Raw genomic sequence first — 25,724 nt, 5'->3', positions numbered from 1 at the left:
TCAGCACATCATTCTGATTTGCTTAACGTTGAGTAAAGTGTGCGCTCTGGTGAGAAAGGCATCAATTAAGCGTAGGACGTAATCATTAGCCTGAGAGTAATAATCAAGGTAAAGAAATGTGATCGGGATCAGTTCATGTTTCGGAAAAACGGGCTAAACGGGGTACAATTCGGAAGGTATAGTTAATTTCTGACAAGAATCAGCATCGCCCTTATGACCCAAATCATTCCCTCAGACTTCGACATTGCAGCCGAAGAGAGCGCAGAGTTCGTGCCCATGCGCGGTGTGGCTAACCCTCACCTGCAAACCATGCTGCCGCGCCTGATCCGCCGCAAGGTGCAGTTCAACCCCCACTGGCAGCGCATTGACCTGCCGGACGGTGACTTTTTGGATCTCGCCTGGAGCGAAGATCCGGATCGGGCCAGACATAAACCCCGTCTGGTGGTGTTTCACGGCCTGGAAGGCAGCCTGCACAGCCCTTACGCACACGGTCTCATTGAGGCGGCGAAAGCCCGCGGCTGGCTTGGGGTGGTGATGCATTTTCGCGGATGCAGCGGCGAGCCTAACCGTCAGAAACGCATTTATCACTCGGGTGAAACCGAGGACGGCTCCTGGTTCCTGCGCTGGCTAAGAGACAATTTCGGCGAGGCACCAACGGCAGCGGTGGGGTATTCGCTGGGCGGGAATATGCTGGCCTGCCTGCTGGCGAAGGAGAGCGACGCCGTACCGCTGGATGCGGCGGTGATTGTCTCTGCGCCCTTTATGCTGGAGCAGTGCAGTTATCATATGGAAAAGGGGTTTTCGCGGGTCTATCAGCGTTATCTGCTCAACCTGCTGAAAGCCAACGCCGCACGTAAACTTAAGGCCTATCCGGATACGCTGCCTGTGACGCTGCAACAGCTCAAACGCGTGAAGCGCCTGCGCGAGTTTGATGATTTGATCACCTCGAAAATTCACGGCTTTGCCGATGCGATTGACTATTACCGTCAGTGCAGCGCCATGCCTTTACTGAATCAAATCACGAAACCCACGCTGATTATCCACGCCAAAGACGATCCGTTTATGGATCATCACTCGATCCCCGCCCCTGACTATCTGCCGGATAACGTGGAGTATCAGCTCACCGAGTTCGGCGGGCACGTGGGCTTTGTTGGCGGCACGCTGCGTCGGCCAAAAATGTGGCTTGAGACGCGTATACCCGACTGGTTAACGGCCTATCTGGACGGTAAAAAATGATTATTCCCTGGCAGGATCTCTCTCCCGAAACGCTCGATAATCTGATTGAAAGCTTTGTCTTGCGCGAAGGCACCGATTATGGTGAACATGAACGTTCGCTTGAACAAAAGGTCAGCGATGTGAAGCGCCAGCTTAAAAGCGGCGACGTGGTGCTGGTATGGTCCGAACTGCATGAGACGGTGAATATCATGCCCCGCAACGCGTTTCATGGCTGATCTTACACTTTTCCAGTCAGGGAGTTGCTATGTCTGCCAGACATCCGGTTATTGCCGTTACGGGTTCGAGTGGGGCGGGAACCACTACCACCAGCCTCGCCTTCCGCAAGATTTTCGCCCAGCTTAACTTACGGGCGGCAGAGGTAGAGGGCGACAGCTTTCACCGCTACACGCGCCCGGAGATGGATATGGCCATTCGCAAGGCGCGCGATCTGGGTAAACACATCAGCTATTTTGGCCCGGAGGCCAATGACTTCGGCCTGCTGGAGCAAACCTTCCGTGAATACGGGCAGAGCGGCACCGGGCAGTCCCGCAAGTATCTCCATACCTACGATGAAGCCGTGCCCTGGAACCAGGTCCCCGGCACGTTCACGCCCTGGCAGCCGCTGCCGGAACCGACTGACGTGCTGTTTTACGAAGGATTGCACGGCGGCGTGGTGACGCCTCAGCACGACGTGGCGCGCCATGTGGATTTGCTGGTGGGGGTGGTGCCGATTGTTAACCTTGAGTGGATCCAGAAGCTGACGCGTGACATGAGCGAGCGCGGCCATTCGCGAGAGGCGGTAATGGATTCGGTGGTGCGCTCCATGGAAGATTACATCAACTTCCTCACGCCGCAGTTCTCCCGAACCCACATTAACTTCCAGCGCGTCCCCACCGTGGACACCTCCAACCCGTTCGCCGCAAAAAGCATCCCTTCCCTGGACGAGAGCTTTGTGGTGATCCACTTCCGCAACCTGGAAGGCATTGATTACCCCTGGCTGCTGGCGATGCTACAAGGTTCGTTTATTTCGCACATGAATACGTTAGTGGTACCGGGCGGAAAAATGGGGCTGGCGATGGAGCTGATCATGACGCCGCTGGTGCAGCGGCTGATGGAAGGAAAGCAAATCGCGTGAGTTGTTTTGCCCGGTGGCGCTGCGCTTACCGGGCCTACGGGCGTGCTTTTGTAGGGCGGGTAAGCGAAGCGCCACCCGCCAAAAATTAAGCCTCGATCACTTCATACGAATGGGTGATGTTTACCGCTTTCTCCAGCATTAGCGCCACAGAGCAGTATTTCTCCGCAGACAGGTCAACCGCACGCGAGACCGCCGCATCCTTCAGTTCTTTGCCGGTGACGATAAAGTGCAGATTAATATGCGTGAACAGACGTGGCGCCTCTTCGCGACGTTCTGACGTCAGCTTCACTTCACAATCGGTCACGTCATGACGGCCTTTTTGCAGGATCGATACCACGTCGATCGCACTGCATCCACCTGCCGCCATCAGCACCATTTCCATCGGGCTTGGGGCTTTATCGCCGGAGTTGCCATCCATCAAAACCTGGTGCCCGGAAGCAGACTCGCCCAGGAACGTTAACCCTTCAACCCATTTCACACGCGCTTGCATATTCACTCACTCCAACGTTGCATTTTTTATGACAGATTACGTGTACGTTACATTTCTCGCAACGGAAGGCGACCTGCGTCATGCTGAAGCGAGACACCAGGAGACACGCGGCGAAAGCTATGCTAAAACACTCTGGATGCTACAGTAATACATTGACGTTACACATGTATGCAGAGGACATCAAACTTTACTGGCTGCGAAACGTTACGACAGCCGACTTCCCAGGTATGGGTAAGAATTCGATTGCAACCCCAGAGTCCGGATGCATCTTATGACTCTGGTGACAGCTTATAACAGAGGATAACAGCGCATGGTGCTTGGCAAACCGCAAACAGACCCGACTCTCGAATGGTTCTTGTCTCATTGCCACATTCATAAGTACCCATCAAAGAGCACGCTGATTCACCAGGGTGAAAAAGCGGAAACGTTGTATTACATCGTTAAAGGCTCGGTGGCCGTGCTGATCAAAGATGAAGAAGGGAAAGAGATGATCCTTTCTTATCTGAACCAGGGCGATTTTATCGGTGAACTGGGCCTGTTTGAAGAAGGCCAGGAACGTAGCGCCTGGGTTCGTGCAAAAACAGCATGTGAAGTGGCTGAAATTTCTTACAAGAAATTCCGTCAGCTGATTCAGGTCAACCCTGACATCCTGATGCGTCTTTCTTCCCAGATGGCACGCCGTCTGCAAGTGACCTCTGAGAAGGTGGGTAACCTCGCCTTCCTGGACGTGACCGGTCGTATCGCGCAGACTCTGTTGAACCTGGCGAAACAGCCAGACGCCATGACCCACCCTGACGGTATGCAAATTAAAATTACCCGCCAGGAAATCGGTCAGATCGTCGGCTGCTCCCGTGAAACAGTGGGCCGTATCCTGAAGATGCTGGAAGATCAAAACCTGATCTCCGCCCACGGTAAAACCATCGTGGTTTACGGGACCCGTTAATTCCGGTAAAACGGCGTGCCGCCGCAGGGTGGCACGCCGTTTTTGTCTCTACTCCTTATGTGGCGCAGGCTGATCTATCACCCGGAAGTTAACTACGCACTGCGACAAACGCTGGTGTTGTGTCTTCCCGTGGCCGTGGGCCTGATCCTCGGACATCTTCAGCAAGGCCTGCTGTTTTCTCTCGTGCCCGCCTGCTGCAACATTGCCGGTCTGGACACCCCGCATAAACGCTTTTTCAAACGCCTGATTATTGGCGGCTGCCTGTTTGCCGGCTGTAGCCTTGCCGTGCAACTCTTACTGGCCCGCGACATTCCTCTGCCGCTGATCCTGACCGTGCTGGCGATGACGCTTGGCGTAACCGCTGAAATCAGCTCGCTGCACGCCCGCCTGCTTCCTGCGTCGCTGATTGCCGCCATCTTCACCTTAAGCCTTGCGGGCAATATGCCGGTGTGGGAGCCATTGCTGATCTACGCCCTCGGCACGCTGTGGTACGGGCTGTTTAACTGGTTCTGGTTCTGGTTGTGGCGGGAACAGCCGCTTCGCGAATCCCTGAGCCTGCTCTACGTGCAGCTTGCTGAATACTGCGAAGCAAAATACACCCTGCTCACGCAACATACCGACCCGGAAAAATCCCTGCCGCCGCTGCTGGCACGCCAGCAAAAAGTGGTGGATCTGATCAGCCAGTGCTATCAGCAGTTGCACATGCTTGCCGCCAACAAAAATCATGAATATAAGCGGCTGCTGCGTACCTTCCAGGTCGGGCTGGATTTGCAGGAGCATATTTCCGTCAGCCTTCATAATCCGGAAGAGGTGCAAAAGCTGGTGGAGCGCAGCCATGCGGAAGCGGTGATCCGCTGGAACGCGCAGACCGTCGCGGCGCGCCTGCGGGTGCTGGCTGACGATATCCTCTATCACCGCTATCCGACGCGCTTTAACATGGACAAACAGCTCGGCGCGCTGGAAAAGATTGCGCGTCAGCACGCGGATAACCCGGTCGGGCAGTTTGCCGCCTGGCATTTCAGCCGCATCGCCCGGGTGTTGCGCACCCAGCGCCCGCTTTATGCCCGGGACCTGATGGCCGATAAGCAAAAACGACTGCCGTTGCTGCCTGCGCTCAAAAGCTACCTGTCGCTGAAGTCTTCCGCCCTGCGCAACGCCGCAAGAATTAGCGTCATGCTCAGCATCGCCAGCCTGATGGGAATGGCCCTGCACCTGCCGAAACCCTACTGGATCTTAATGACCGTGCTGTTTGTCACCCAGAACGGCTATGGTGCCACGCGGGTGCGCATTCTGCATCGGGCGGGCGGCACGATGGCGGGGCTGATTATCGCGGGCGTAACGTTGCACTTCCACGTGCCGGAAGGGTATACGCTGGTCGGCATGCTGGCGATTACGATGGTGAGTTATCTGATCATCCGTAAAAACTACGGCTGGGCGACGGTGGGCTTTACGGTAACGGCGGTGTACACCCTGCAGTTGCTTACGCTCAACGCCGATCAGTTAATTATTGCCCGCCTGGTCGATACCCTGATTGGCTGCCTGATCGCCTTTGGCGGCATGGTCTGGCTGTGGCCGCAGTGGCAAAGTGGATTACTGAGGCAAAACGCCCACGACGCGCTGGAGGCGGATCAGCAGGCCATTCGCCTGATCCTGAGCGACGACCCGCAGCCGTCTCCGCTGGCCTACGAGCGAATGAAGGTCAACCAGGCGCATAATGCCCTGTTCAACTCCCTTAACCAGGCCATGCAGGAGCCGGGCTTCAACTCGCACTATCTGGCAGACATGAAGCTGTGGGTCACGCACAGCCAGTTTATCGTCGAACACATCAATGCCATGACCACGCTGGCGCGCGAGCACACCATGCTGACGCCGGATCTGGCGCAGCGCTATTTGCAGTCGTGTGAAATTGCCCTCCAGCGCTGTCAGCAGCGTCTGGAGTACGACGCGCCGGGCGAGTCAGGGGATTCGAACATTCTGGAAGCGCCGGAGACGCTGACCCACGGGCCGATGAGCACCCTTGAGCAGCATTTACAGCGCGTTCTCGGGCATCTCAACAACATGCACACCATTTCGTCGGTGGCATGGCGTCAGCGTCCGCATCACGGGATTTGGTTAACGCGCCGGTTAAAACGAACCGCGTATTAGCCTCTGACGATCTTCGCCACCGCCGCGGAAAAACGGGTTAACCCGTCTTCGATGTCTTTGTCTTCCACCACCAGCGACGGCGCGAAGCGCATCACGTCCGGCCCGGCGTTGAGCACCATGACGCCTTCGTGCGCGGCGGCGTGCAGGAAATCGCGCGCGCGGCCTTTGTACTGAGGCTTCAGCTCGGCACCGATCAGCAGCCCCATTCCGCGGATTTCACTGAAGACATCAAACTGTTCGTCAATCTGCTGAAGATGTTTCACAAAAAGGGCGCGTTTCGCATTCACGCCATTCAGGACGTCCGGCGTATTAATGATGTCGAACGCCGCTCCCGCCACGGCGCACGCCAGCGGATTACCGCCGTAAGTGGAGCCGTGTGAGCCCACATGAAATGCGGAAGCGATATCCTGGGTGGTGAGCACCGCGCTGACCGGGAAACCGCCGCCGAGCGCTTTCGCGCTGGTCAGAATATCCGGCGTTACGCCGTAGTGCATATAAGCGAACAGGTCTCCGGTACGCCCCATCCCACACTGCACTTCATCAAACACCAGCAGCGCCTGGTGCTCGTCGCACAGCTCACGCAGACCTTGCAGAAATTCCGGGGTGGCCGCCGTGACGCCGCCTTCCCCCTGAATGGGTTCGACCACCACGGCACAGGTGTGATCGTCTATCACCGCTTTAACGGCGTGCAGATCGTTAAACGGCACGTGGATGATATCCGCAGGTTTCGGACCAAAGCCGTCGGAATACTTCGGCTGGCCGCCAACGGAAACGGTAAAGAACGAGCGACCGTGGAAGGCGTTATGGAAGGCGATGATTTTGGTTTTGTACGGACTATGACGCGTGGTTGCGTAGTAGCGCGCAAGCTTAAAGGCGGTTTCGTTGGCTTCGGTGCCAGAGTTCATAAACAGCACGCGTTCGGCGAAGGTGGCATCGATGATCTTACGCCCCAGACGCAGCGCCGGTTCGTTAGTGAACACGTTGCTGGTGTGCCACAGCGTTTCGCCCTGCGTTTTCAGCGCGTCCACCAGCGCAGGATGGCAATGGCCCAGCGCCGTCACCGCAATACCGCCTGCGAAATCAACATACTCGTTGCCCTGCTGATCCCAGACGCGGCTGCCTCTCCCTTTCACCGGGATAAACTCAGCCGGTGCATAAATCGGCAGAATCACTTCATCGAATGTCGCGCGGGTAATTGCTGGTTGTTCAGTTGCCATGTCATGACCATCCATTTTTATGTCGCAGTGATTATGAAAATATAATCACAAAATATGCATAAAAAATCACAACAAGGCAACAGATATTCAGCGATTAAGGAAATTGGCCAGCAGCGCGTGCCCCTGTTCGCTGAGAATGCTTTCCGGGTGGAACTGCACCCCTTCCAGATCGTACTCGCGGTGGCGAATGCCCATGATTTCCCGGGTCTCACTCCAGGCGGTCACTTCAAAGTCTGCGGGCAGGGTCGGCGGATCAATCACCAGAGAATGGTAGCGCGTCACGGTTAACGGATTGTTTAGCCCCAGGAATACGCCGGTACCGGTGTGCGTGATCGGTGAGGTTTTGCCGTGCATGACTTTCGCGGCACGGACAATGCTGGCGCCAAAGACCTGTGCAATGGCCTGGTGACCCAGGCAGACGCCCAGAATCGGCAGCTTGCCCGCATAGTGGCGGATTACCTCCAGCGAGATACCGGACTCCAACGGCGTACACGGCCCGGGCGAAATCACGATTTTCTGGGGCGCCAGCGCGTCAATGTCAGCCAGCGCGATCTCATCGTTACGGCGGACAACCACCTCTGCCCCCAGTTCACAAAAATACTGGTAAAGGTTCCAGGTAAAGGAATCGTAGTTATCAATCAGCAGAATCATGGCGGCTCCTGAAAAAATGGCCGCCCTATTTTACTCAGATCCCCGCGCTTCGCTCACAACTTTGGCAAAGATAGCATTCAGGGCGGTCAGATCACCCATCGCCCCGCTCTGGTTGGCGGATGCCCAGTCGTCCGGGTCGATCCCCTGCCAGTTCAGCACGTAGCCCGCATGGATCGCCAGCTGTTCAAAGAAGATGCGCTGAGCCACGCCATTACCGCTCATAAACGGATGTAGCATGTTGATTTCACAGTAGTAATGACTGATTCTGTCTGTAAACTCTTCTTTCTGAAGGCCCACCAGATATTTATCGCTTTCCAGCGAAGCCATCAGCTCATTACCCACCTTCTCGATGTACTCGAAATGGCAAAATGGAATGTCGCCCTTGGAGATATCGGCGGTGCGCAGCTCGCCAGCGCCTTTCATTTCGTTGCGGGATAAATGGCGGTGAATAAGGCACAGATGGGGTAAACCCGGTGCAGAAGGCCCCAGTGCCAGCGTCTCGATATCGGGTTCAGCGGGACCCTTGCCTTTTTCAAGGAGGCAACTGGCCTGAAGATTGACGCTACGCTGTTGCTCCCAGAGTCGGGATTTTTGCTTGTCGGTGAGTTTTTTCACTACGCCTCCCTGAATAGTCCGTTTGCCACAAGTATAAGCAGCAAAACGCGCTTTCGCAGGGAGGGCGGAAAGACACGGGCAGGATGTGCCCGTGTGAGGGAACGATTACGGCAGCACTTTCGCGGAGAGAATCACCACTGGCTTAGACGGCACATTCTGGTATGGACCGACATCGTGAGTCTGAACCTGAGAGATCTTGTCCGCCACGTCCATGCCTTTCACCACTTTACCGAACACCGCGTAGCCAAAGTCGCGCTGGCCGTGGTCCAGGAAGGCGTTATCCGCCACGTTGAGGAAGAACTGGCTGGTGGCGCTGTCTTTATCCGCCGTACGCGCCATAGAAATGGTGCCGCGCTTGTTCAGCAGGCCGTTATCCGCTTCATTTTTGATTGGCGGGTTAGGCTTTTTCTGCTGCATCTGCTCGTTGAAACCGCCGCCCTGAATCATAAAGCCCGGGATCACGCGGTGGAACGTGGTGTTGTTATAAAAACCACTGTTCACGTAGTCGAGGAAGTTTTTCACGGAAACAGGGGCTTTCTGGCTATCCAGCTCCAGCTCAATATTCCCCGCAGAGGTAGTCAGCAGGACGTGAGGGTCTCCTTTAGCTGCCAGCGCAGCAGGGGAAACGGCAGAAAGAGCAAACACAGCTGCGACAGCCGCCAGTGTTGATTTGAGCATGAGAATTCCTTAACAAAGCGCAGTATAAAAAGCGAATGGCTTGATTCTAAAGAGCAGTATGACCCCAGACCAGTCTTTTACCTAATTTTACGAAATTGAAACAATTATTACCGCGCAAACGATTGTTCACCCCGCGATATAATGTGATCTCCATCACGTTAAAGCCTGCAATTGTGCTCAATATTTTCTGAAAAGATTTAATTAGATCACTTTCGCGACTAAAATCTGCCCGCTCAAACGCAGTCATTGCGTTTTTCTTTACTTTTAACAGGCCAGACATGACTAACAGCAATCGCATCAAGCTCACATGGATCAGCTTCTTCTCCTACGCCCTGACCGGCGCGTTGGTGATCGTCACCGGGATGGTGATGGGAAATATCGCAGACTATTTCCAGTTGCCCGTTTCCAGCATGAGCAATACCTTCACTTTCCTGAACGCGGGGATCCTGATCTCTATTTTCCTTAATGCCTGGCTGATGGAAATCGTGCCGCTGAAAACCCAGCTGCGCTTCGGCTTCGTGCTGATGGTTGCCGCCGTGGCGGGCCTGGTGCTGAGCCACAGCATCGCCCTCTTCTCTGCCGCCATGTTCGTGCTGGGCCTGGTGAGCGGGATCACCATGTCGATCGGTACGTTCCTGATCACCCATATGTATGAAGGTCGCCAGCGCGGCGCGCGTCTGCTGTTCACCGACTCCTTCTTCAGCATGGCCGGGATGATTTTCCCGATGGTCGCCGCGTATCTTCTGGCGCGCAGCATTGAGTGGTACTGGGTGTACGCCTGCATTGGTCTGGTCTATGTCGCGATCTTTATTCTCACCTTCGGCTGCGAGTTCCCGGTGCTGGGCAAAAAAGCGCAGACCACGTCTGAGCCAGTTGCGAAAGAAAAATGGGGTATCGGCGTGCTGTTCCTTTCCATCGCCGCGCTGTGTTACATCCTAGGCCAGCTGGGCTTTATCTCCTGGGTTCCTGAGTATGCGAAAGGTCTGGGCATGAGTCTGAACGACGCGGGTAAACTGGTGAGCGATTTCTGGATGTCTTACATGTTCGGCATGTGGGCGTTTAGCTTTATCCTGCGCTTCTTCGACCTGCAACGGATCCTGACCGTTCTGGCGGGTCTGGCAACCGTGCTGATGTATCTGTTCATCAACGGTTCCCCGGAGCATATGCCGTGGTTCATCCTGACCCTGGGCTTCTTCTCCAGCGCGATTTATACCTCGATCATCACCCTTGGCTCTCTTCAGACCAAAGTGGCTTCGCCAAAGCTGGTGAACTTCGTGCTGACCTGCGGCACCATCGGCACCATGCTGACCTTCGTGGTCACGGGCCCAATTGTGGCGCACAGCGGCCCGCTGGCGGCGCTGCATACCGCTAACGGTCTGTACGCCGTGGTGTTCATCATGTGCTTCGTGCTGGGCTTTGTGACCCGTCACCGTCAACACAACCCGGCAACAGCTACCCACTAATCGCCGTAACCCCTTTGCGTACTGCAAAGGGGTTTTCTCCTGCTCACCCGCCCTGCCCGCCGATGGGTAAAAAACCCCACCAAAATTGTGCGAAAAACAAGCAAGCACAAAAATCAAACAATATCCGTAACTTATAAAAATCCTGACAAATCATAGATATACCACCTAAGGGGTAGGTGAAGGCGTATTTGATTTGCATCAATAAGTGCCCCTGCTGAATCGTTAAAGTAGGCAGTAATAGAAAAGAAATCGAGGCAAAAATGAGCAAAGTCAGACTCGCTATCATCGGTAACGGCATGGTCGGCCACCGCTTTATTGAGGATCTTCTCGATAAAGCCGATGCTAACCAGTTCGATATTACCGTGTTCTGTGAAGAACCCCGCAAGGCGTACGACCGTGTGCACTTGTCTTCCTACTTCTCTCACCATACCGCCGAAGAACTCTCTCTGGTGCGTGAAGGTTTCTACGAGAAGCATGGCGTAAAAGTGCTGGTGGGCGAACGCGCTATCACCATCAACCGTCAGGAGAAAGTGATCCACTCCAGCGCCGGACGCACGGTTTTTTACGATAAGCTGATCATGGCGACAGGCTCGTATCCGTGGATCCCGCCGATTAAAGGTTCGGAAACCCAGGATTGCTTCGTTTACCGTACCATTGAAGACCTCAACGCCATTGAATCCTGCGCACGTCGAAGCAAACGTGGCGCGGTTGTCGGCGGTGGTCTGCTGGGTCTGGAAGCGGCAGGCGCACTGAAAAACCTCGGCGTTGAAACCCACGTCATCGAATTTGCCCCGATGCTGATGGCGGAACAGCTGGACCATATGGGTGGCGACCAGTTACGCCGTAAAATCGAAAGCATGGGCGTGAAGGTTCACACCAGCAAGAACACTAAAGAGATCGTGCAGGAAGGCACTGAAGCGCGTAAAACCATGCGCTTTGCCGACGGCAGCGAGCTGGAAGTGGATTTCATCGTCTTCTCCACCGGCATTCGCCCGCGCGACAAACTGGCTACTCAGTGCGGTCTGGCCGTTGCGCAGCGCGGCGGGATCATGATCAACGATACCTGCCAGACCTCCGATCCGGACATCTACGCCATCGGCGAATGCGCCAGCTGGAATAACCGCGTATACGGTCTGGTTGCACCTGGGTACAAAATGGCGCAGGTCGCCGTTGACCATATCCTCGGCAGCGAAAATGCCTTCACCGGCGCAGACATGAGCGCGAAGCTGAAGCTGCTGGGCGTGGACGTGGGCGGTATTGGCGATGCGCATGGTCGCACCCCGAACTCCCGCAGCTATGTTTATCTGGACGAAAGCAAAGAAGTCTACAAACGTCTTATCGTCAGCCAGGATAACAAAACCCTGCTCGGGGCGGTGCTGGTGGGCGACACCAGCGACTTCGGCAACCTGCTCCAGCTGGTGCTGAACGCCATTGAGCTGCCGGAAAACCCGGACGCGCTGATCCTCCCGGCGCACGCCTCCAGCGGTAAGCCGTCCATTGGCGTGGATAAACTGCCGGACAGCGCGCAAATCTGCTCCTGCTTCGACGTGACCAAAGGCATGCTGATCTCCGCCATTAACAAAGGCTGCCACACCGTTGCGGCGCTGAAGGCGGAAACCAAAGCCGGGACCGGCTGCGGCGGCTGTATCCCGCTGGTCACCCAGGTGCTGAACGCCGAGCTGGCAAAACAGGGCATTGAAGTGAACAACAACCTGTGCGAGCACTTCGCTTACTCTCGCCAGGAGCTGTATCACCTGATCCGCGTGGAGGGCATTAAGTCCTTCGACGAACTGCTGGAGAAACACGGCCAGGGCTACGGCTGTGAAGTATGTAAGCCTACCGTCGGTTCCCTGCTTGCGTCCTGCTGGAACGAATATGTGCTCAAACCAGAACACACTCCGCTTCAGGACACCAACGATAACTTCCTGGCCAATATTCAGAAAGACGGGACTTACTCGGTGATCCCACGTTCTGCCGGGGGGGAAATTACCCCTGAAGGGCTGGTCGCCGTGGGCCGTATCGCCCGTGAGTTTAACCTGTACACTAAAATCACCGGTTCCCAGCGTATCGGCCTGTTCGGTGCGCAGAAAGATGATCTGCCGGAAATCTGGCGTCAGCTGATTGAGGCGGGCTTCGAAACTGGTCACGCGTACGCCAAGGCGCTGCGCATGGCGAAAACCTGCGTGGGCAGCACCTGGTGCCGCTACGGCGTGGGCGACAGCGTGGGCTTCGGCGTCGAGCTGGAAAACCGCTACAAAGGTATCCGTACGCCGCACAAAATGAAGTTCGGCGTCTCAGGGTGTACCCGTGAATGTGCGGAAGCACAGGGTAAAGACGTGGGTATTATCGCCACCGAGAAAGGCTGGAACCTGTACGTGTGCGGTAACGGCGGGATGAAACCTCGCCACGCCGATCTGCTGGCTGCCGATCTCGATCGCGATACGCTGATCAAATACCTCGACCGCTTCATGATGTTCTACATTCGTACCGCCGATAAGCTGACCCGTACCGCGTCCTGGCTGGATAATCTCGAAGGCGGCATCGACTATCTGAAGTCAGTCATTATCGACGACAAGCTGGGCCTGAATGAACAGCTGGAATCCGAGATGACTCGCCTGCGCGAGGCGGTTATCTGCGAGTGGACCGAAACCGTGAACACGCCAGCGGCGCAGACGCGCTTCAAACACTTTATCAACAGCACCCAGCGCGACCCGAACGTGCAGGTGGTGCCGGAGCGCGAACAGCATCGTCCAGCGACCCCGTATGAACGTATTCCGGTGATGCTGGTGGAGGAAAACGCATGAGCCAGTGGGTAAACATCTGCAACATTAACGACATTCTGCCAGCAACCGGCGTCTGTGCCCTGCTGGGCAACGAGCAGGTAGCGATTTTCCGCCCTCGCCACGATGAACAGGTTTTTGCCATCAGCAATATCGACCCGTTCTTCGAGGCCAGCGTGCTCTCCCGCGGTCTGATTGCGGAGCACCAGGGCGAACTGTGGATTGCCAGCCCGCTGAAAAAGCAGCGCTTCCGCTTAACCGACGGGCGCTGCATGGAAGATGAAAGCTTCTCGGTCAAACACTACGACGTCCGCGTGAAGGACGGCGAGGTGCAGCTGAAAGCGTAACCCCTCGCCTTTTCAATAGGAAAGGCTTATGACCCCTTATGGGTAACGGCAGGAAAAACCGTATGTTCTGTACGATTCCTGCTGTTATCCTGACGTCAATTCTTCCCCCGCCATGAATGCTGTGAGGTAACGTCGTGGATCACCTGCCGATTTTTTGTCAATTACGCAACCGCGACTGCCTGCTCGTGGGCGGCGGTGATGTGGCTGAACGCAAGGCGCGCCTGCTGTTAGAGGCGGGCGCCAGACTGACCGTTAACGCCCTCACCTTCGCCCCACAGTTTGACGTCTGGGCGCAGGAAGGGATGCTCACGCAGGTGCAGGGCGAATTTGATGAATCCCTGCTGGATACCTGCTGGCTGACCATCGCCGCAACGGATAACGATGACGTTAACCAGCGCGTCAGCGACGCCTGCGAAGCGCGCCGCATCTTCTGTAACGTGGTGGATGCGCCGAAAGAGGCGAGCTTTATCATGCCATCCATTATCGACCGCTCGCCGCTGATGATTGCGGTGTCGTCCGGTGGCCGCTCGCCCGTTCTTGCCCGTCTGCTGCGGGAAAAACTGGAAGCCGTGCTGCCTCAACACCTTGGTCAGATTGCCCATTACGCCGGGCAGCTGCGTTCCCGCGTGAAGCAAACCTTCGCAACCGTGGGCGAACGCCGTCGCTTCTGGGAGAAGTTCTTTGTCAACGACAGGCTGGCACAGTCGCTGGCCAATCAGGACACCAAAGCGGTTGAAGAGACGACCGAGCAACTCCTCTCTGAACCGCTGGATCATCGCGGTGAAGTGGTACTGGTGGGCGCAGGTCCCGGCGATGCGGGCTTGCTGACGCTGAAGGGTCTCCAGCAGATCCAGCAGGCGGACATCGTGGTGTATGACCGTCTGGTCTCTGATGACATCATGAATCTGGTGCGCCGCGATGCTGACCGCGTATTCGTCGGCAAACGGGCAGGTTATCACTGCGTACCGCAGGAGGAGATCAACCAGATCCTGCTGCGGGAAGCGCAAAAAGGTAAGCGCGTGGTGCGTTTGAAAGGGGGCGATCCGTTTATCTTTGGTCGCGGCGGCGAGGAGCTGGAAACTCTCTGCAACGCGGGCATTCCGTTCTCCGTGGTGCCGGGCATTACGGCGGCATCCGGCTGTTCTGCCTATTCCGGCATTCCGTTAACCCATCGCGACTATGCCCAGAGCGTGCGCCTGGTGACGGGCCACCTGAAAACCGGCAGCGAGCTGGACTGGCATAATCTGGCCGCTGAAAAGCAGACGCTGGTCTTCTATATGGGGCTAAATCAGGCAGCCACGATTCAGGCGAAACTGCTGGAGCACGGCATGGAAGCAGATATGCCGGTCGCACTGGTAGAAAACGGTACCGCCATTACGCAGCGCGTGGTCGATGGCGTACTGACGCAGCTGGGCGAGCTGGCGCAGCAGGTTGAAAGCCCGGCGCTGATCGTGGTGGGCCGCGTGGTAGCACTGCGTGAAAAACTGAACTGGTTCTCCAGCCACTAACGCACAATCTCTCTCCCGGGAGTAGTCTTAAAGCGGACTACTCCCTTCTTACCTCAGTCGATAACATACCGCCCGCGTAATGGAACTTTTCCATTTATTCCCTCGTGTTACATCCAATTTTTTGATTTTATTGACAAGGAATGCGTATGTTTAAACTGGCAAAAGCTGCCGTACTGGTCGGCCTGTTAACAACTCTGACGGCCTGCACCGGTCACGTTCAAAATACTAAAAATAATTGCAGCTACGATTACCTGCTGCATCCGGCGATCTCCATTTCGAAGATCATTGGCGGTTGCGGCCCGGCGGCACAGCAGTAAGCGTTTTTCAGGCGTAAAAAAACCGGGGATTTCCCGGTTTTTTTTTCGTCAGTTTTGTCGGGTGGCGGCTCCGCCTTACCCGACCTACACGGTCCCGTAGGCCGGGTAAGCGTAAGCGCCACCCGGCAAAGCGGCTTAAGGTTTCGCCACAAACCCAATCGCCTCGTACACCGCTTTCAGGGTTTCGGAGGCGCGCGCGCTGGCTTTTTCCGCGCCCTCTTTCATCACTTTTTGCAGGAAAGCTTCGTCGTTACGGTAACGGTGATAGCGCTCCTGCAACTCGGTCAGCATGCCGGAAACGGCGTCTGCCACTTCACCTTTCAGGTGGCCGTACATTTTGCCTTCAAAGTGTTTTTCCAGCTCAGGGATGCTCTGTCCGGTCACACCGGAGAGAATGTCCAGCAGGTTGGATACGCCCGCTTTGTTCTGCACGTCGTAGCGCACCACTGGCGGCTCGTCGGAGTCGGTCACCGCACGCTTGAGCTTTTTCACCACCGATTTCGGATCTTCCAGCAGGCCGATAACGTTGTTGCGGTTATCGTCAGACTTGGACATCTTTTTGGTCGGCTCCAGCAGCGACATCACGCGCGCGCCGGATTTCGGAATAAACGGCTCAGGCACTTTGAACACGTCGCCGTAAAGCGCATTGAAGCGCTGGGCGATATCGCGGCTCAGCTCCAGGTGCTGCTTCTGGTCTTCACCCACTGGTACCTGGTTGGTCTGGTACAGCAGAATATCTGCCGCCATCAGCACCGGATAATCAAACAGACCGGCGTTGATGTTTTCAGAGTAGCGCGCAGATTTATCCTTGAACTGGGTCATGCGGCTCAGCTCGCCGAAATAGGTGTAGCAGTTCAGCGCCCAGCCCAGCTGCGCGTGCTCTGGTACGTGAGACTGAACGAAAATGGTGCTCTTCTCTGGATCGATACCGCACGCCAGGTACAGCGCCAGCGTATCGAGCGTCGCCTTGCGCAGCTTCTCGGGATCCTGACGCGCGGTGATAGCATGCAAATCTACGATGCAGTAAATGCAGTGGTAGTCATCCTGCATGCTCACCCACTGACGTAACGCACCCATGTAGTTACCAATGGTCAGTTCACCTGAAGGCTGTGCGCCACTAAAAACGATGGGCTTAGTCATTATTCAATTCCTGATGTTCACTGTGCGAGAGCCCGAGTGCGGGCAACAAATCTTTGAAGTGGTCGAACACAACGTCCGGCTCACTCAGCGTAATGGCTTCACCGTAGTTGTAGCCGTAGGTCAACCCAACAGACGGGCAACCTGCCGCTCTGGCAGCCAGAATATCATTGCGGGAATCCCCGACAAAGAGCAGCTCCGCAGGCGCTAAGGATAATTTTCCTGCCACCAGCAATAGCGGTTCCGGATGCGGCTTTTTATTCTGCACGTCATCGCCGCCCACAATTACGGAGAAGTATTTCGCGATATCCAGCGCTTCAAGCAGAGGCGCAACGAACGGTGTTGGCTTGTTGGTCACCAGTCCCAGCGGGATGCCTTTCGCATGTAGCGCGCTCAGCGTTTCAGCGACATCCGGGAACAGGAAGCTGCCCTCTTCGACGGTCTCTTCGTAGAAACGGTCGAACAGTTTGCGCAGAATACGCTGCTGCTCATCCTGGGGAATATCCGCGTGGTCAACACTCGGTTTCCCTTGCGCAGAACGCTGAGAGGCACGTTCCTGACGAGCCCAGGTCAGCGCGCGCTCCATCAGCACGTCTGCACCGTTACCAATCCACGTCACGACGCGCTCTTCGCCCGCAACGGGGAGTTCAAGGGCATACAGCGCCTGATCGACGGCGCGGGTTAATCCTGGCGCGCTGTCGACCAGCGTGCCGTCGAGGTCAAATGCTACACCCCGAATAGCCTGCAATTTATCCATGACTTACCTTCGCCAGTTCACGGCGCATTTCATCAATGACTTTTTTGTAATCCGGTTGATCGAAGATGGCGGAGCCTGCGACGAACATATCCGCCCCTGCCGCCGCAATCTCACCGATGTTATTGACCTTCACGCCGCCGTCCACTTCCAGACGAATATCATAGCCAGACTCATCAATGCGGCGGCGCACTTCACGCAGCTTGTCGAGCGTCTGAGGAATAAACGACTGGCCGCCAAAGCCCGGGTTGACGGACATCAGCAGAATTACGTCCAGCTTGTCCATCACGTAGTCGAGATAGCTCAGCGGGGTCGCCGGGTTAAAGACCAGCCCCGCCTTACAGCCGTTCTCTTTGATCAGCTGTAGCGTGCGGTCAACGTGTTCGGAGGCTTCCGGGTGGAAAGTGATGATGCTGGCACCCGCCGCGGCGAAATCAGGCACGATGCGATCAACCGGTTTCACCATCAGATGCACGTCAATGGGCGCGGTGATCCCGTAGTTACGCAGCGCTTTAAGCACCATCGGACCGATGGTCAGGTTGGGAACGTAGTGGTTATCCATAACGTCGAAATGGACGACATCCGCGCCAGCCGCGAGAGCTTTGGCAGTGTCTTCACCCAGGCGGGCAAAATCGGCCGACAGAATTGAGGGGGCAATCAAAAACTGTTTCATCCGCATCTCCTTGAAATGTGTTTACCGGCGGGCAAAGGCTCAGGGTCGATAAAGCGCCAGAAGTTCGTCCACCTTTTTACGTGTGCCGCCATTGCTACTAATGCTCCGCCGCACTTTTACCTGAAAATGCTTCGCGGCTTTGTACCATTCGCGCGTATCAGGCGTGTCGTGATTCGAAATTAACACCGGAATTCTTTTGCTGACCAGCTTTTCCGCCATCTCAGCCAGACGCGCCTGCTCGGCCGGGCTGAAGCTGTTGGTGTGGTAGGCGGTGAAATTTGCCGTGGCAGACAGCGGCGCGTAAGGCGGGTCGCAGTAGACCACCGAGTTTACGCCCGCCAGCTCCATGCACTCTTCATAGGAGAGACAGTAGAACTCGGCATTCTGCGCTTTTTCAGCAAAGTGATACAGCTCGTCCTGTGGGAAGTAGGGACGCTTATAGCGGCCAAACGGCACGTTAAACTCGCCACGCAGATTATACCGGCACAGACCGTTGTAACCATGGCGGTTGAGATAAAGAAACAACAGCGCGCGACGGAACGGATCCTGGCTTTGATTAAACTCAGCGCGGAACTGATAGTAGACGTCCGGGTTGTTGTTCTCTGGCGTAAACAGCTTCCGCGCCTCTTCCACATACTCATCGGTACGCAGTTTGACGATGTTATAGAGGCTGATAAGATCGCTGTTGATATCCGCCAGGATATAACGAGAAAAATCGGTATTCAGGAACACCGATCCAGCACCCACGAAGGGCTCGATAAGACACTCGCCTTTCGGCAGGTGCTTTTTAATATCGTCGAGCAGGGGGTATTTCCCCCCTGCCCATTTAAGAAAAGCGCGATTTTTTTTCATGCTGACTAACTGATTACACCTTCTCCGGCTGTGGAGAAAGCTCCGACAGCATCCTGCGCTTTAAACATTACTTCAGATCGGCCTGCACCTGATGAATTGGCTTCGCCCACGGGTTTTTCGCCTGCACATCGGCAGGCAGCGTGGAGACGGCTCGTTTTGCTTCATCTTTTGAGGCATAAACTCCGCTTACCAGAACGTACCAAGGCTGTCCGTTACGGGTCGTCTGATAAACCACATAGTTTTTCAGATTCGATTTCTTCGCCCAGGCGTTGAGGTTGTCGTAGTTAGACGAACTGCTCAGCTGCAACGTGTAGTTGCTGGATGATGCGGATTTCAGAGAACCCACGTTACCCGTCGTTTTACCTGCCGCGGTGCTGGATGCGCTAGCGGTTGGCGTAGCAGCCGGTGCCGCAGTTGCAGCAGGCGCGGTTGTGGTCGCCGTTGCTTTAGGTGCAGCGGTTGCCGCAGGCGTTGGCGCTTTAACCGGTTGGCTCACCGCAGGTTTTGTCTGCGCTGGCGCTTTCGTTTCTGGCGCTTTTGCCACGGTCTGCGGTTTCGTCTCACGCTTCGGCTCAATCACAGCCTGCTTACGCTCCTGACGCGGCGCAGTCGGCGTCTGGCGCGGTTTGGTTTCCGTTGCCGCCGTTTGCTGCTGGGCATTGCTGCCATGAACTGGCGCAACGGTGGCAGGTTCAGTAGGCAGCGTGGATTTCACCACGGCAGCGTTAACCTGCTCCTGATTCTGCGGCTGCGGCTGCGGCTGCGGCTGCGTCAGCGCGTTATTCAGATCGCCCTGAACTTCAACACGCTGCTGGCCCTCCGGCGTAACAGGCGCCTGGCCCTGAGTTGGGGTCGCAGAGACGGGCGGCAGAGAGATATCCTGACCGGCGCTGGTGTTACCTGCGGTCTGCTCTGCGGAAGTGGTGCCCGGCGCTGGCTGAGCGCCATTCGCCTGGTTGCTCGCATCGTTACCAGACAGGTCGATGCTCTTCTCGGCAGACGCTGTCTGCTCGGTAGAATGGGTAGAAGGTGCTTTTAGCGCGGAACCAATGCCGACAATCAGCAATACCAGAACCAAAACGCCAAGGCCCATCATGATATACTGACGGGAGGCCGGTTTTGCCGCTACCGCTTTTTTACGTTTGCGCGGACGACGTTCAACAGGCTGTTCATCCATTAACTCTTCTTCGGATTCATACTCCTCGTCTTCACGCTCATTTCGCGCGTTACGGCTACGCGAAGGGCGACGATCGTCTGCATCCAGATCGACATCGTCAAAGTTGATCTGCGGCTCGTTATCACGTTCTGAAGATTGACGAGAACGACCAGTACGACGATCGCTGGGATCGGGTTTCAGCTCGTCTTCTGGTTTGAATTCATCCATTTAACACCCCACTCAAAGGCTTCTGCCAACGACTCTGCATTTACCTGAAGCTAAAACGACCACCTGTTACAGCAGCCTGACCTTTCTAGTTGTTACGCCTGCTGACAATCAGCAATAGCGCCAAGTACGACTTCGTGCGGCACTCCGCCGCGCACTTCACTTTTCCCTATTGCAAGCGGGAGTACCAGACGCATCTCACCTGCCAATACTTTTTTATCGCGCATCATGTGGGGAAGGTACGCCTGCGCAGACATTTCCTGCGGACCACTCACCGGCAAGCCAGCACGTTTAAGCAACGTGATGATACGTGCTGTCTCTTCCGGCCTGAACTGCCCCAGACGTTCAGAGGCACGGGCCGCCATGACCATTCCGGCAGCGACAGCTTCACCGTGAAGCCAGTTACCGTAGCCCATTTCGGCTTCGATCGCATGACCAAACGTATGCCCCAGATTCAGTAAAGCACGTAAGCCGGTTTCACGCTCATCTGCGGCAACGACTTCTGCTTTCAGCTCACAGCACCGGCGAATACAGTAGGCCATTGCCTGCCCATCGAGGCGCAGCAGCGCATCCATATTCTCTTCCAGCCAGGTGAAGAACTCACCGTCAAGAATAATGCCGTATTTGATCACTTCTGCAAGGCCGGACGCCAGTTCGCGCGCTGGCAAGGTTTGCAGACAGTCGAGATCCACCACCACCGATGCAGGCTGGTAGAACGCGCCAATCATGTTTTTGCCGAGCGGATGGTTAACCGCCGTTTTACCGCCCACAGAAGAATCGACCTGTGAGAGCAACGTGGTTGGAATTTGAATAAAGCGCACACCGCGCTGGTAGCTGGCGGCTGCAAAACCGGTCAGATCGCCCACAACGCCGCCGCCCAGGGCAAGCAGTGTTGTATCACGACCGTGCGGTTTTTGCAGAAGTGCGGTAAAGACGGTATCCAGTACCGTCAGGCTTTTGTACTGCTCGCCATCGGGCAGAATCACACTGTCGACCTTCACGCCCGCCTGCTCAAGCAGGTGGCGTACACGGTCGAGATAAAGCGGAGCCAGCGTCTCGTTGGTGACCAGCATCGCCTGATCACCCGCTTTCAGTGGTAAGAAGGAAGCTGGATCGTTAAACAAACCAGCCGCGATGGTGATAGGGTAACTACGTTCCCCGAGAGTAACTGTAATCCTCTCCATGACGCGACATCCACCTTAAATGCTTTTACCCGCAGGCGAGTGTATATAAAGCCAGAATCAGTTGCTTTCCAGCATATGAATAATCTGGTTTGCAACCACTTTAGCGCTTTGATCGTCAGTACGAATGGTCACATCAGCAATCTCTTCGTACAGAGGATTGCGTTCATCGGCCAAAGCTTCCAGAACTTCACGTGGCGGTGTTTCAACCTGCAACAACGGGCGCTTTTTATCACGCTGCGTGCGTGCCAGCTGTTTTTCGATGGTCGTCTCAAGATAGACCACTACGCCACGGGCGGAGAGACGGTTGCGGGTTTCGCGAGATTTTACAGAGCCGCCGCCTGTTGCCAGCACAATGCCCTGTTTTTCCGTGAGTTCGTTGATCACTTTTTCTTCTCGGTCACGGAAACCTTCTTCGCCTTCTACGTCGAAGACCCAGCCCACATCCGCTCCGGTTCGTTTCTCAATCTCTTGATCAGAATCGTAAAATTCCATATTGAGTTGTTGAGCTAACTGACGCCCAATAGTGCTTTTGCCGGCACCCATAGGCCCAACCAGAAAGATATTGCGTTTCTCTGCCATTTTTTCGGTACTACTAAGACTATTCGTTAATGGTAATCCCCGCTGCGCAGACACCCGGCGTAGCAGGACATGAACTGAAACCTCATTTGCAATAGAGCGAGAGTCAGACGAAAAATTATCTCAATACTCCGGCTTGTTTGGCAACTGATTAAATCACCGTTCCCGGCGCATAAGGAAATAAGACGTAAGTCCAACTCAAATCGGTACTCCTTGTATGCTAATTCATGCCCCACGTCAAACATCTGCAACAAACTGAATGCAAAATCATTGCGGGGATCGTTACCCATTAATGAATACTGACCAGACGTGGCGTGATAAACACCACTAACTCGCGCCGTTCGTTATCTTTTCCGTCATGGCGGAACAACTGACCCAGCCACGGAATGTTGCCCAGCACGGGCACGCTGTCGCGTCCGGTTTTATTCTTTTGCGAAAAGATCCCGCCCAGCGCGAGCGTTTCCCCACTTTTTACTTCTACTTGCGTTTCGATCTCCTGCTTATCAATCGCCAGCGTTTCGCCGTCCGCCTGTTGCAGCACCTGGCCAGGCATATTTTCACTGATATGCAGCTTCAGACGAACGCGGCCGCCCGGGAGCACCACCGGCGTGACCTCCATGCCTAATACCGCCTCTTTAAACTCAACGGAGGTCGCTCCGCTTTCGCCGCTGGAAACCTGATACGGGATTTCGCTGCCCTGCTTGATGCTGGCCGGCTGCATGTGCGACGCCAGTAGCCGCGGGCTGGCGATGATATCCACCTGCTGCTTTTGCTCAAGCGCCGACAACTCAAGATCCAGCATCCTGCCGTTGATGCGCCCGATATTAAACCCAACGTGTGTGGTTGCACTGGCCACCGACAGGTCAGCGCCCAACGTCGTGACCTGACCCACCTTACCGGTCTCCGTTGCGTCAGCGAGGTTCCATTTCACCCCCAGTTCACGCAGGCTTTTTTCACTGATGGTCACAATCTGCGCCGCCAGTTCTACCTGCTCGACGGGCAGATCCATCTGCGCTGCCCAGCGCTGGAGCATATCCACCACCGACTTGTTATCCCTGACCAGGAGACGGTTGGTGCGCTTGTCGACGGAGAGACTGCCTTTCGGGCTTAAGAGCTTTTCCGCCGCTTTTTGCAATTCGGCCGCATCCGCATAAGCAAACGGAATGCTGTGAGAGAGCAGCGGAGCGTCGAGCAGACGCTGGGCCCGCTCCTGCGCTTTACGCGTCTGTTGCTCCCGCTGCCAGGCCGCCGTATGCACATAAAAAATGCCGCCCTCTTCCCGTAATACCAGCCCGGCACTGTTCACTACCGTCTGAAGCGCCTGCCTCCAGGGCACCCGCGTTAGATTCAGCGAAAGCGAACCGCTGACATCCGGCGACACCACCAGATTGCGATCCTCCTGCGCTACCATCGCCTGTAATACCTGCACCACCGGGACATCATCCACCAGCAGGGTGACCGGTTTTGGCGTCGCGGCCCACAGGGGCTGGCTGAGTGCCGCCAGTAACAGCCCTATCCATATCTTCACTTTTTTTCGTTCCTTCTCGCTGCCATGTCCATCGCTTCGGCTCGCACATCTCGCCGACATCAACGGTCAGTTGTTGTGTATCTATCGCACTCACCCGCCAGCCTGGCGGTAACCGCATCTGCGTTTTTACCCGGTGCCAGCGGTTCTGCCCGTCCTGCATAAGGCCGATATCCCTGCTGCCGCTGACTACTCCCTGATACCGCCACTGGCTGAGTTGCCCTGCTGCGCAACGCTCTTCCGGCACGGAGAAGGGATCCCGCATCCCGGTCAGGAAAAGCGGAGAAAGCAGGATCAGCAAACGGGTTTTACTGCGCATGACCGAACTCCAGTTGCAGGCTAAGGCGTAGCTGTTTTCCCTGTGGGGTGATGGAAAACGCGCTCACCCGCACGTTCTCAAGCGCCAGCCGGGAAAAGAGCGCCGGAACTGCGCCCCACAAGGCATCCAGCGCCAGCTCTCCCCCACTCTGCTGCGGTTTCCAGTACACCAGCCTTGCGTCCTCACGCTGAAATGCCAGCGGAGAAAAGGGCTGCACCGGCTTCACTTGCGTAACCACAGGTCGCCGCCCGGCCTTTGGCCACAGCGAGGCGTTGATTCGCTTCGCACTGCTGGCCTGCGCCTGAATATCGGCGTAGCACAGAGCAGCGGGTCTGAGCAGCGCTCCCCAAATCGCAAACGCAACGATCCCCGACGCGATCAACCAGCAAAGGACGCGCCGGGAAGGACGTGCATATGTCCAGCGTTGATACCAGATGCCCACTGGCTACCTCCGGCTATGCAGTTGAAAAGAGAACATCCATCGCCCCTGGCTATCCTGTTGCAGTTCGCCTGCCGGTCCGGGGTTAAACCCCGTCACCCTTTTCAGCGCATCGGTCATGGCGGAGAGCGTCGGGAGTGAGGTGGTATAGCCCGTCAGGATCAGCGAGGGTGGCTGATAACGCAGCGCCGTCAGCCACGCCTGCCGGGGCATTGCACTGGCAAGGGATTCAAGCGCGGGTTGCCATGCCACCGTCTCAGGCGGCTGCGAAGGGGGTTCCAGCCCCGCAGACTGCGGCTGACGGGCTTTCAATACCTTCTGCACCGCACGCGTTCCCGCCAGATCGCTCTGCAACGCCTGTGACGCGAGAGTCTGCGTCGCCCGAAGGCTGACGCCTCCCGCCAGCATCACCAACAATGAGGCGGTAAACAGCAGCCCCCAAAAACGCAGGCGCTGATTACGTTGCTGCCGACGCCAGGGTAAAAGATTGGGCATGCTCATTACGGCGCCTCGCTCATGGCCAGCGCCAGGGCGACGGTGTAATTAGCACCACATTCTGGCAACGGCGGCTGACACAGCGTCACCGCTTCCCACGGATCGCGGGCAGCATCAAACACGGCGATATCAGAAGGAGAAAGCGCAAGCAACGCCGCCAGCTCATTCACCGTCGCCGCTTCTGTGGTGTAGCGCCGCCCCCACTGGTGACGCATCGCCCACAGCCACTGGTCTTTATCCCTCCAGGCTACGCACCGGACGGGGGCAACAGCAGAGAGAAGATTAGCCAGCGCGCCGGCATCCGGGACGATTGCGGCCAGGCGCAAACGCAGCGCTTTCGCCAGCGACAACAGGGTATCGACCTCTCTGTTTTGCGCGGCGGTAACCTGAAAAGTGTTGCTGAACGTATCCTGCGCGTAGTCAAAGCAGAGCGTATCGGGAGGCATCTCCAGCTCACGCGCTAATGCGGCGCCTACCCAGGTGAGCTGTTCGCTGTCACGCAAGTTAACGGATGGACGGGGCAACGCGCGTTGCAGAACGCGCGTTGCCGGAAATGAGAGAAATACCCGATGCGAGTGCGGCAATGTTTTCCGCCAGCCACGTAATGCGTTAACCAGTTGTTCTGGCTTAAGTATTTTGCCTTCACCCATAACCCCGTCCGACAGCGGCACCGCCCACCAGCGCCGTAAACGCCAGCCGGCCCGCTCTCTGGTCAGCGCCACGGCAATCACCTTATCCTGTTGAATATGAACGCCTGTTTGCCACGTTTTAAAAGCCATGCTTCACGATCTCCTTATCGCCCGTCGGAGTGACGGCTATATCAATGAATCAGGCTTGCCTTTATACTACCGCGCGATTGTTTAGAAACTGCCCAGGCTAAACCAA

At 56.1% G+C, this 25,724-nt stretch carries 27 protein-coding genes; 10 read left to right on the top strand and 17 right to left on the bottom strand.

Going from position 1 to position 25,724, the window contains the following annotated elements:
* Positions 1-213: 213 nt before the first annotated feature.
* From ACOTZP_RS18800 to ACOTZP_RS18790, 3 genes are read left to right on the top strand one after another with little or no spacing between them, the layout of a single operon-like run.
* Entirely contained in the window at positions 214-1,236 is a 1,023-nt protein-coding gene (locus tag ACOTZP_RS18800) for a hydrolase (protein ID WP_048966613.1), read from the top strand.
* Entirely contained in the window at positions 1,233-1,451 is a 219-nt protein-coding gene (locus tag ACOTZP_RS18795) for a YheU family protein (RefSeq protein ID WP_006177849.1), read from the top strand. The genes ACOTZP_RS18800 and ACOTZP_RS18795 overlap by 4 nt, the downstream gene beginning before the upstream one ends.
* 29 nt (positions 1,452-1,480) lie before the next feature.
* Positions 1,481-2,350 (top strand): phosphoribulokinase, encoded by an 870-nt coding sequence (locus ACOTZP_RS18790; RefSeq protein WP_003861663.1) that lies wholly within the window; start codon positions 1,481-1,483, stop codon positions 2,348-2,350.
* A gap of 85 nt (positions 2,351-2,435) precedes the next feature.
* Here ACOTZP_RS18790 and ACOTZP_RS18785 read toward each other — a convergent pair whose 3' ends face one another.
* Positions 2,436-2,840 (bottom strand): OsmC family protein, encoded by a 405-nt coding sequence (locus ACOTZP_RS18785; protein ID WP_022649609.1) that lies wholly within the window; start codon positions 2,838-2,840, stop codon positions 2,436-2,438.
* Between the two features lie 310 nt (positions 2,841-3,150).
* Here ACOTZP_RS18785 and crp point away from each other — a divergent pair, with 310 nt between their 5' ends.
* Both crp and ACOTZP_RS18775 read left to right on the top strand, forming a co-directional pair.
* Positions 3,151-3,783, top strand: a complete 633-nt coding sequence (gene crp / locus ACOTZP_RS18780; protein ID WP_000242758.1) for a cAMP-activated global transcriptional regulator CRP — start codon at positions 3,151-3,153, stop codon at positions 3,781-3,783.
* Between the two features lie 57 nt (positions 3,784-3,840).
* Positions 3,841-5,928, top strand: a complete 2,088-nt coding sequence (locus ACOTZP_RS18775; RefSeq protein WP_271074521.1) for a YccS/YhfK family putative transporter — start codon at positions 3,841-3,843, stop codon at positions 5,926-5,928.
* On the opposite strand, the gene argD is transcribed toward ACOTZP_RS18775, so the two are convergent.
* From argD to ppiA, 4 genes are all read right to left on the bottom strand, one after another.
* Positions 5,925-7,145: a bifunctional acetylornithine/succinyldiaminopimelate transaminase gene (gene argD, locus ACOTZP_RS18770; RefSeq protein ID WP_176486846.1), complete on the bottom strand. Its 1,221-nt coding sequence runs from the start codon at positions 7,143-7,145 to the stop codon at positions 5,925-5,927. The genes ACOTZP_RS18775 and argD overlap by 4 nt on opposite strands.
* An 87-nt stretch (positions 7,146-7,232) precedes the next feature.
* A complete protein-coding gene (pabA, locus tag ACOTZP_RS18765; RefSeq protein ID WP_271074514.1) occupies positions 7,233-7,796 on the bottom strand; it encodes an aminodeoxychorismate synthase component 2 in 564 nt (187 codons plus the stop codon).
* Positions 7,797-7,826: 30 nt separating this feature from the next.
* Positions 7,827-8,411: a putative adenosine monophosphate-protein transferase Fic gene (locus tag ACOTZP_RS18760; protein WP_271074515.1), complete on the bottom strand. Its 585-nt coding sequence runs from the start codon at positions 8,409-8,411 to the stop codon at positions 7,827-7,829.
* Positions 8,412-8,516: 105 nt separating this feature from the next.
* Positions 8,517-9,089 (bottom strand): peptidylprolyl isomerase A, encoded by a 573-nt coding sequence (gene ppiA / locus ACOTZP_RS18755; RefSeq protein ID WP_022649614.1) that lies wholly within the window; start codon positions 9,087-9,089, stop codon positions 8,517-8,519.
* Between the two features lie 278 nt (positions 9,090-9,367).
* Here ppiA and tsgA point away from each other — a divergent pair, with 278 nt between their 5' ends.
* From tsgA to ACOTZP_RS18730, 5 genes are all read left to right on the top strand, one after another.
* Positions 9,368-10,552, top strand: coding sequence for an MFS transporter TsgA (gene tsgA, locus ACOTZP_RS18750; RefSeq protein ID WP_022649615.1), 1,185 nt, complete (start codon positions 9,368-9,370; stop codon positions 10,550-10,552).
* Between the two features lie 260 nt (positions 10,553-10,812).
* Positions 10,813-13,356, top strand: a complete 2,544-nt coding sequence (gene nirB / locus ACOTZP_RS18745) for a nitrite reductase large subunit NirB (RefSeq protein ID WP_022649616.1) — start codon at positions 10,813-10,815, stop codon at positions 13,354-13,356.
* Positions 13,353-13,679 carry a nitrite reductase small subunit NirD gene (gene nirD, locus ACOTZP_RS18740; RefSeq protein WP_271074516.1) on the top strand — a complete coding sequence of 109 codons (327 nt, stop codon included), beginning with the start codon at positions 13,353-13,355 and terminating at the stop codon, positions 13,677-13,679. The genes nirB and nirD overlap by 4 nt, the downstream gene beginning before the upstream one ends.
* A gap of 134 nt (positions 13,680-13,813) precedes the next feature.
* Positions 13,814-15,187 (top strand): siroheme synthase CysG, encoded by a 1,374-nt coding sequence (gene cysG, locus ACOTZP_RS18735; protein WP_023298772.1) that lies wholly within the window; start codon positions 13,814-13,816, stop codon positions 15,185-15,187.
* A gap of 146 nt (positions 15,188-15,333) precedes the next feature.
* Positions 15,334-15,504 carry a YhfL family protein gene (locus ACOTZP_RS18730; protein ID WP_003861638.1) on the top strand — a complete coding sequence of 57 codons (171 nt, stop codon included), beginning with the start codon at positions 15,334-15,336 and terminating at the stop codon, positions 15,502-15,504.
* A gap of 135 nt (positions 15,505-15,639) precedes the next feature.
* Here the strand turns inward: ACOTZP_RS18730 and trpS are convergent, their stop codons facing one another.
* From trpS to pilM, 12 genes are all read right to left on the bottom strand, one after another.
* Positions 15,640-16,644: a tryptophan--tRNA ligase gene (gene trpS / locus ACOTZP_RS18725; RefSeq protein WP_023298773.1), complete on the bottom strand. Its 1,005-nt coding sequence runs from the start codon at positions 16,642-16,644 to the stop codon at positions 15,640-15,642.
* On the bottom strand, positions 16,637-17,398 hold the full coding sequence (gph, locus tag ACOTZP_RS18720) for a phosphoglycolate phosphatase (protein WP_017384158.1): 762 nt from the start codon (positions 17,396-17,398) through the stop codon (positions 16,637-16,639). Before gph ends, trpS begins: the two co-directional genes overlap by 8 nt.
* On the bottom strand, positions 17,391-18,068 hold the full coding sequence (gene rpe, locus ACOTZP_RS18715) for a ribulose-phosphate 3-epimerase (protein WP_003861634.1): 678 nt from the start codon (positions 18,066-18,068) through the stop codon (positions 17,391-17,393). The genes gph and rpe overlap by 8 nt, the downstream gene beginning before the upstream one ends.
* Positions 18,069-18,107: 39 nt before the next feature.
* Complete coding sequence (gene dam, locus ACOTZP_RS18710; protein WP_003861633.1) at positions 18,108-18,920, bottom strand: adenine-specific DNA-methyltransferase; 813 nt, start codon at positions 18,918-18,920, stop codon at positions 18,108-18,110.
* 67 nt (positions 18,921-18,987) lie between these two features.
* Complete coding sequence (gene damX / locus ACOTZP_RS18705; RefSeq protein WP_271074517.1) at positions 18,988-20,304, bottom strand: cell division protein DamX; 1,317 nt, start codon at positions 20,302-20,304, stop codon at positions 18,988-18,990.
* Positions 20,305-20,396: 92 nt separating this feature from the next.
* Positions 20,397-21,485, bottom strand: a complete 1,089-nt coding sequence (gene aroB / locus ACOTZP_RS18700; protein WP_022649622.1) for a 3-dehydroquinate synthase — start codon at positions 21,483-21,485, stop codon at positions 20,397-20,399.
* 57 nt (positions 21,486-21,542) lie between these two features.
* Positions 21,543-22,064: a shikimate kinase AroK gene (aroK, locus tag ACOTZP_RS18695; protein WP_003861630.1), complete on the bottom strand. Its 522-nt coding sequence runs from the start codon at positions 22,062-22,064 to the stop codon at positions 21,543-21,545.
* Between the two features lie 286 nt (positions 22,065-22,350).
* Positions 22,351-23,589 (bottom strand): DNA uptake porin HofQ, encoded by a 1,239-nt coding sequence (gene hofQ / locus ACOTZP_RS18690; protein ID WP_271074518.1) that lies wholly within the window; start codon positions 23,587-23,589, stop codon positions 22,351-22,353.
* On the bottom strand, positions 23,501-23,905 hold the full coding sequence (locus tag ACOTZP_RS18685) for a HofP DNA utilization family protein (protein ID WP_032621951.1): 405 nt from the start codon (positions 23,903-23,905) through the stop codon (positions 23,501-23,503). The genes hofQ and ACOTZP_RS18685 overlap by 89 nt, the downstream gene beginning before the upstream one ends.
* Positions 23,895-24,347, bottom strand: coding sequence for a DNA utilization protein HofO (locus tag ACOTZP_RS18680; protein ID WP_271074519.1), 453 nt, complete (start codon positions 24,345-24,347; stop codon positions 23,895-23,897). The genes ACOTZP_RS18685 and ACOTZP_RS18680 overlap by 11 nt, the downstream gene beginning before the upstream one ends.
* 3 nt (positions 24,348-24,350) lie before the next feature.
* Positions 24,351-24,845, bottom strand: a complete 495-nt coding sequence (locus ACOTZP_RS18675; protein ID WP_022649625.1) for a PilN domain-containing protein — start codon at positions 24,843-24,845, stop codon at positions 24,351-24,353.
* Entirely contained in the window at positions 24,845-25,618 is a 774-nt protein-coding gene (gene pilM / locus ACOTZP_RS18670; protein WP_063149290.1) for a pilus assembly protein PilM, read from the bottom strand. The genes ACOTZP_RS18675 and pilM overlap by 1 nt, the downstream gene beginning before the upstream one ends.
* Positions 25,619-25,724 lie beyond the last annotated feature (106 nt).

The organism is Enterobacter cloacae complex sp. SYL001 (genome assembly GCF_049237025.1).
In the GTDB taxonomy this organism is placed as follows: domain Bacteria; phylum Pseudomonadota; class Gammaproteobacteria; order Enterobacterales; family Enterobacteriaceae; genus Enterobacter; species Enterobacter intestinihominis.
The sequence above is the reverse complement of the archived record's forward strand: the minus strand, read 5'-3'. Positions and strand labels throughout refer to the sequence as shown.

Excerpts from the sequence above, each read along its gene's own strand:
- aroB (WP_022649622.1), bottom strand. The coding sequence starts at position 21,485 with ATGGAGAGGATTACAGTTACTCTCGGGGAACGTAGTTACCCTATCACC.
- ppiA (WP_022649614.1), bottom strand. The coding sequence starts at position 9,089 with ATGCTCAAATCAACACTGGCGGCTGTCGCAGCTGTGTTTGCTCTTTCT.
- rpe (WP_003861634.1), bottom strand. The coding sequence starts at position 18,068 with ATGAAACAGTTTTTGATTGCCCCCTCAATTCTGTCGGCCGATTTTGCC.
- pabA (WP_271074514.1), bottom strand. The coding sequence starts at position 7,796 with ATGATTCTGCTGATTGATAACTACGATTCCTTTACCTGGAACCTTTAC.
- pilM (WP_063149290.1), bottom strand. The coding sequence starts at position 25,618 with ATGGCTTTTAAAACGTGGCAAACAGGCGTTCATATTCAACAGGATAAG.
- nirD (WP_271074516.1), top strand. The coding sequence starts at position 13,353 with ATGAGCCAGTGGGTAAACATCTGCAACATTAACGACATTCTGCCAGCA.
- gph (WP_017384158.1), bottom strand. The coding sequence starts at position 17,398 with ATGGATAAATTGCAGGCTATTCGGGGTGTAGCATTTGACCTCGACGGC.
- argD (WP_176486846.1), bottom strand. The coding sequence starts at position 7,145 with ATGGCAACTGAACAACCAGCAATTACCCGCGCGACATTCGATGAAGTG.
- tsgA (WP_022649615.1), top strand. The coding sequence starts at position 9,368 with ATGACTAACAGCAATCGCATCAAGCTCACATGGATCAGCTTCTTCTCC.
- crp (WP_000242758.1), top strand. The coding sequence starts at position 3,151 with ATGGTGCTTGGCAAACCGCAAACAGACCCGACTCTCGAATGGTTCTTG.
- ACOTZP_RS18685 (WP_032621951.1), bottom strand. The coding sequence starts at position 23,905 with ATGCGCAGTAAAACCCGTTTGCTGATCCTGCTTTCTCCGCTTTTCCTG.
- ACOTZP_RS18785 (WP_022649609.1), bottom strand. The coding sequence starts at position 2,840 with ATGCAAGCGCGTGTGAAATGGGTTGAAGGGTTAACGTTCCTGGGCGAG.
- aroK (WP_003861630.1), bottom strand. The coding sequence starts at position 22,064 with ATGGCAGAGAAACGCAATATCTTTCTGGTTGGGCCTATGGGTGCCGGC.
- ACOTZP_RS18795 (WP_006177849.1), top strand. The coding sequence starts at position 1,233 with ATGATTATTCCCTGGCAGGATCTCTCTCCCGAAACGCTCGATAATCTG.
- ACOTZP_RS18775 (WP_271074521.1), top strand. The coding sequence starts at position 3,841 with ATGTGGCGCAGGCTGATCTATCACCCGGAAGTTAACTACGCACTGCGA.
- ACOTZP_RS18790 (WP_003861663.1), top strand. The coding sequence starts at position 1,481 with ATGTCTGCCAGACATCCGGTTATTGCCGTTACGGGTTCGAGTGGGGCG.
- ACOTZP_RS18800 (WP_048966613.1), top strand. The coding sequence starts at position 214 with ATGACCCAAATCATTCCCTCAGACTTCGACATTGCAGCCGAAGAGAGC.
- nirB (WP_022649616.1), top strand. The coding sequence starts at position 10,813 with ATGAGCAAAGTCAGACTCGCTATCATCGGTAACGGCATGGTCGGCCAC.
- ACOTZP_RS18730 (WP_003861638.1), top strand. The coding sequence starts at position 15,334 with ATGTTTAAACTGGCAAAAGCTGCCGTACTGGTCGGCCTGTTAACAACT.
- ACOTZP_RS18675 (WP_022649625.1), bottom strand. The coding sequence starts at position 24,845 with ATGAGCATGCCCAATCTTTTACCCTGGCGTCGGCAGCAACGTAATCAG.
- damX (WP_271074517.1), bottom strand. The coding sequence starts at position 20,304 with ATGGATGAATTCAAACCAGAAGACGAGCTGAAACCCGATCCCAGCGAT.
- trpS (WP_023298773.1), bottom strand. The coding sequence starts at position 16,644 with ATGACTAAGCCCATCGTTTTTAGTGGCGCACAGCCTTCAGGTGAACTG.
- dam (WP_003861633.1), bottom strand. The coding sequence starts at position 18,920 with ATGAAAAAAAATCGCGCTTTTCTTAAATGGGCAGGGGGGAAATACCCC.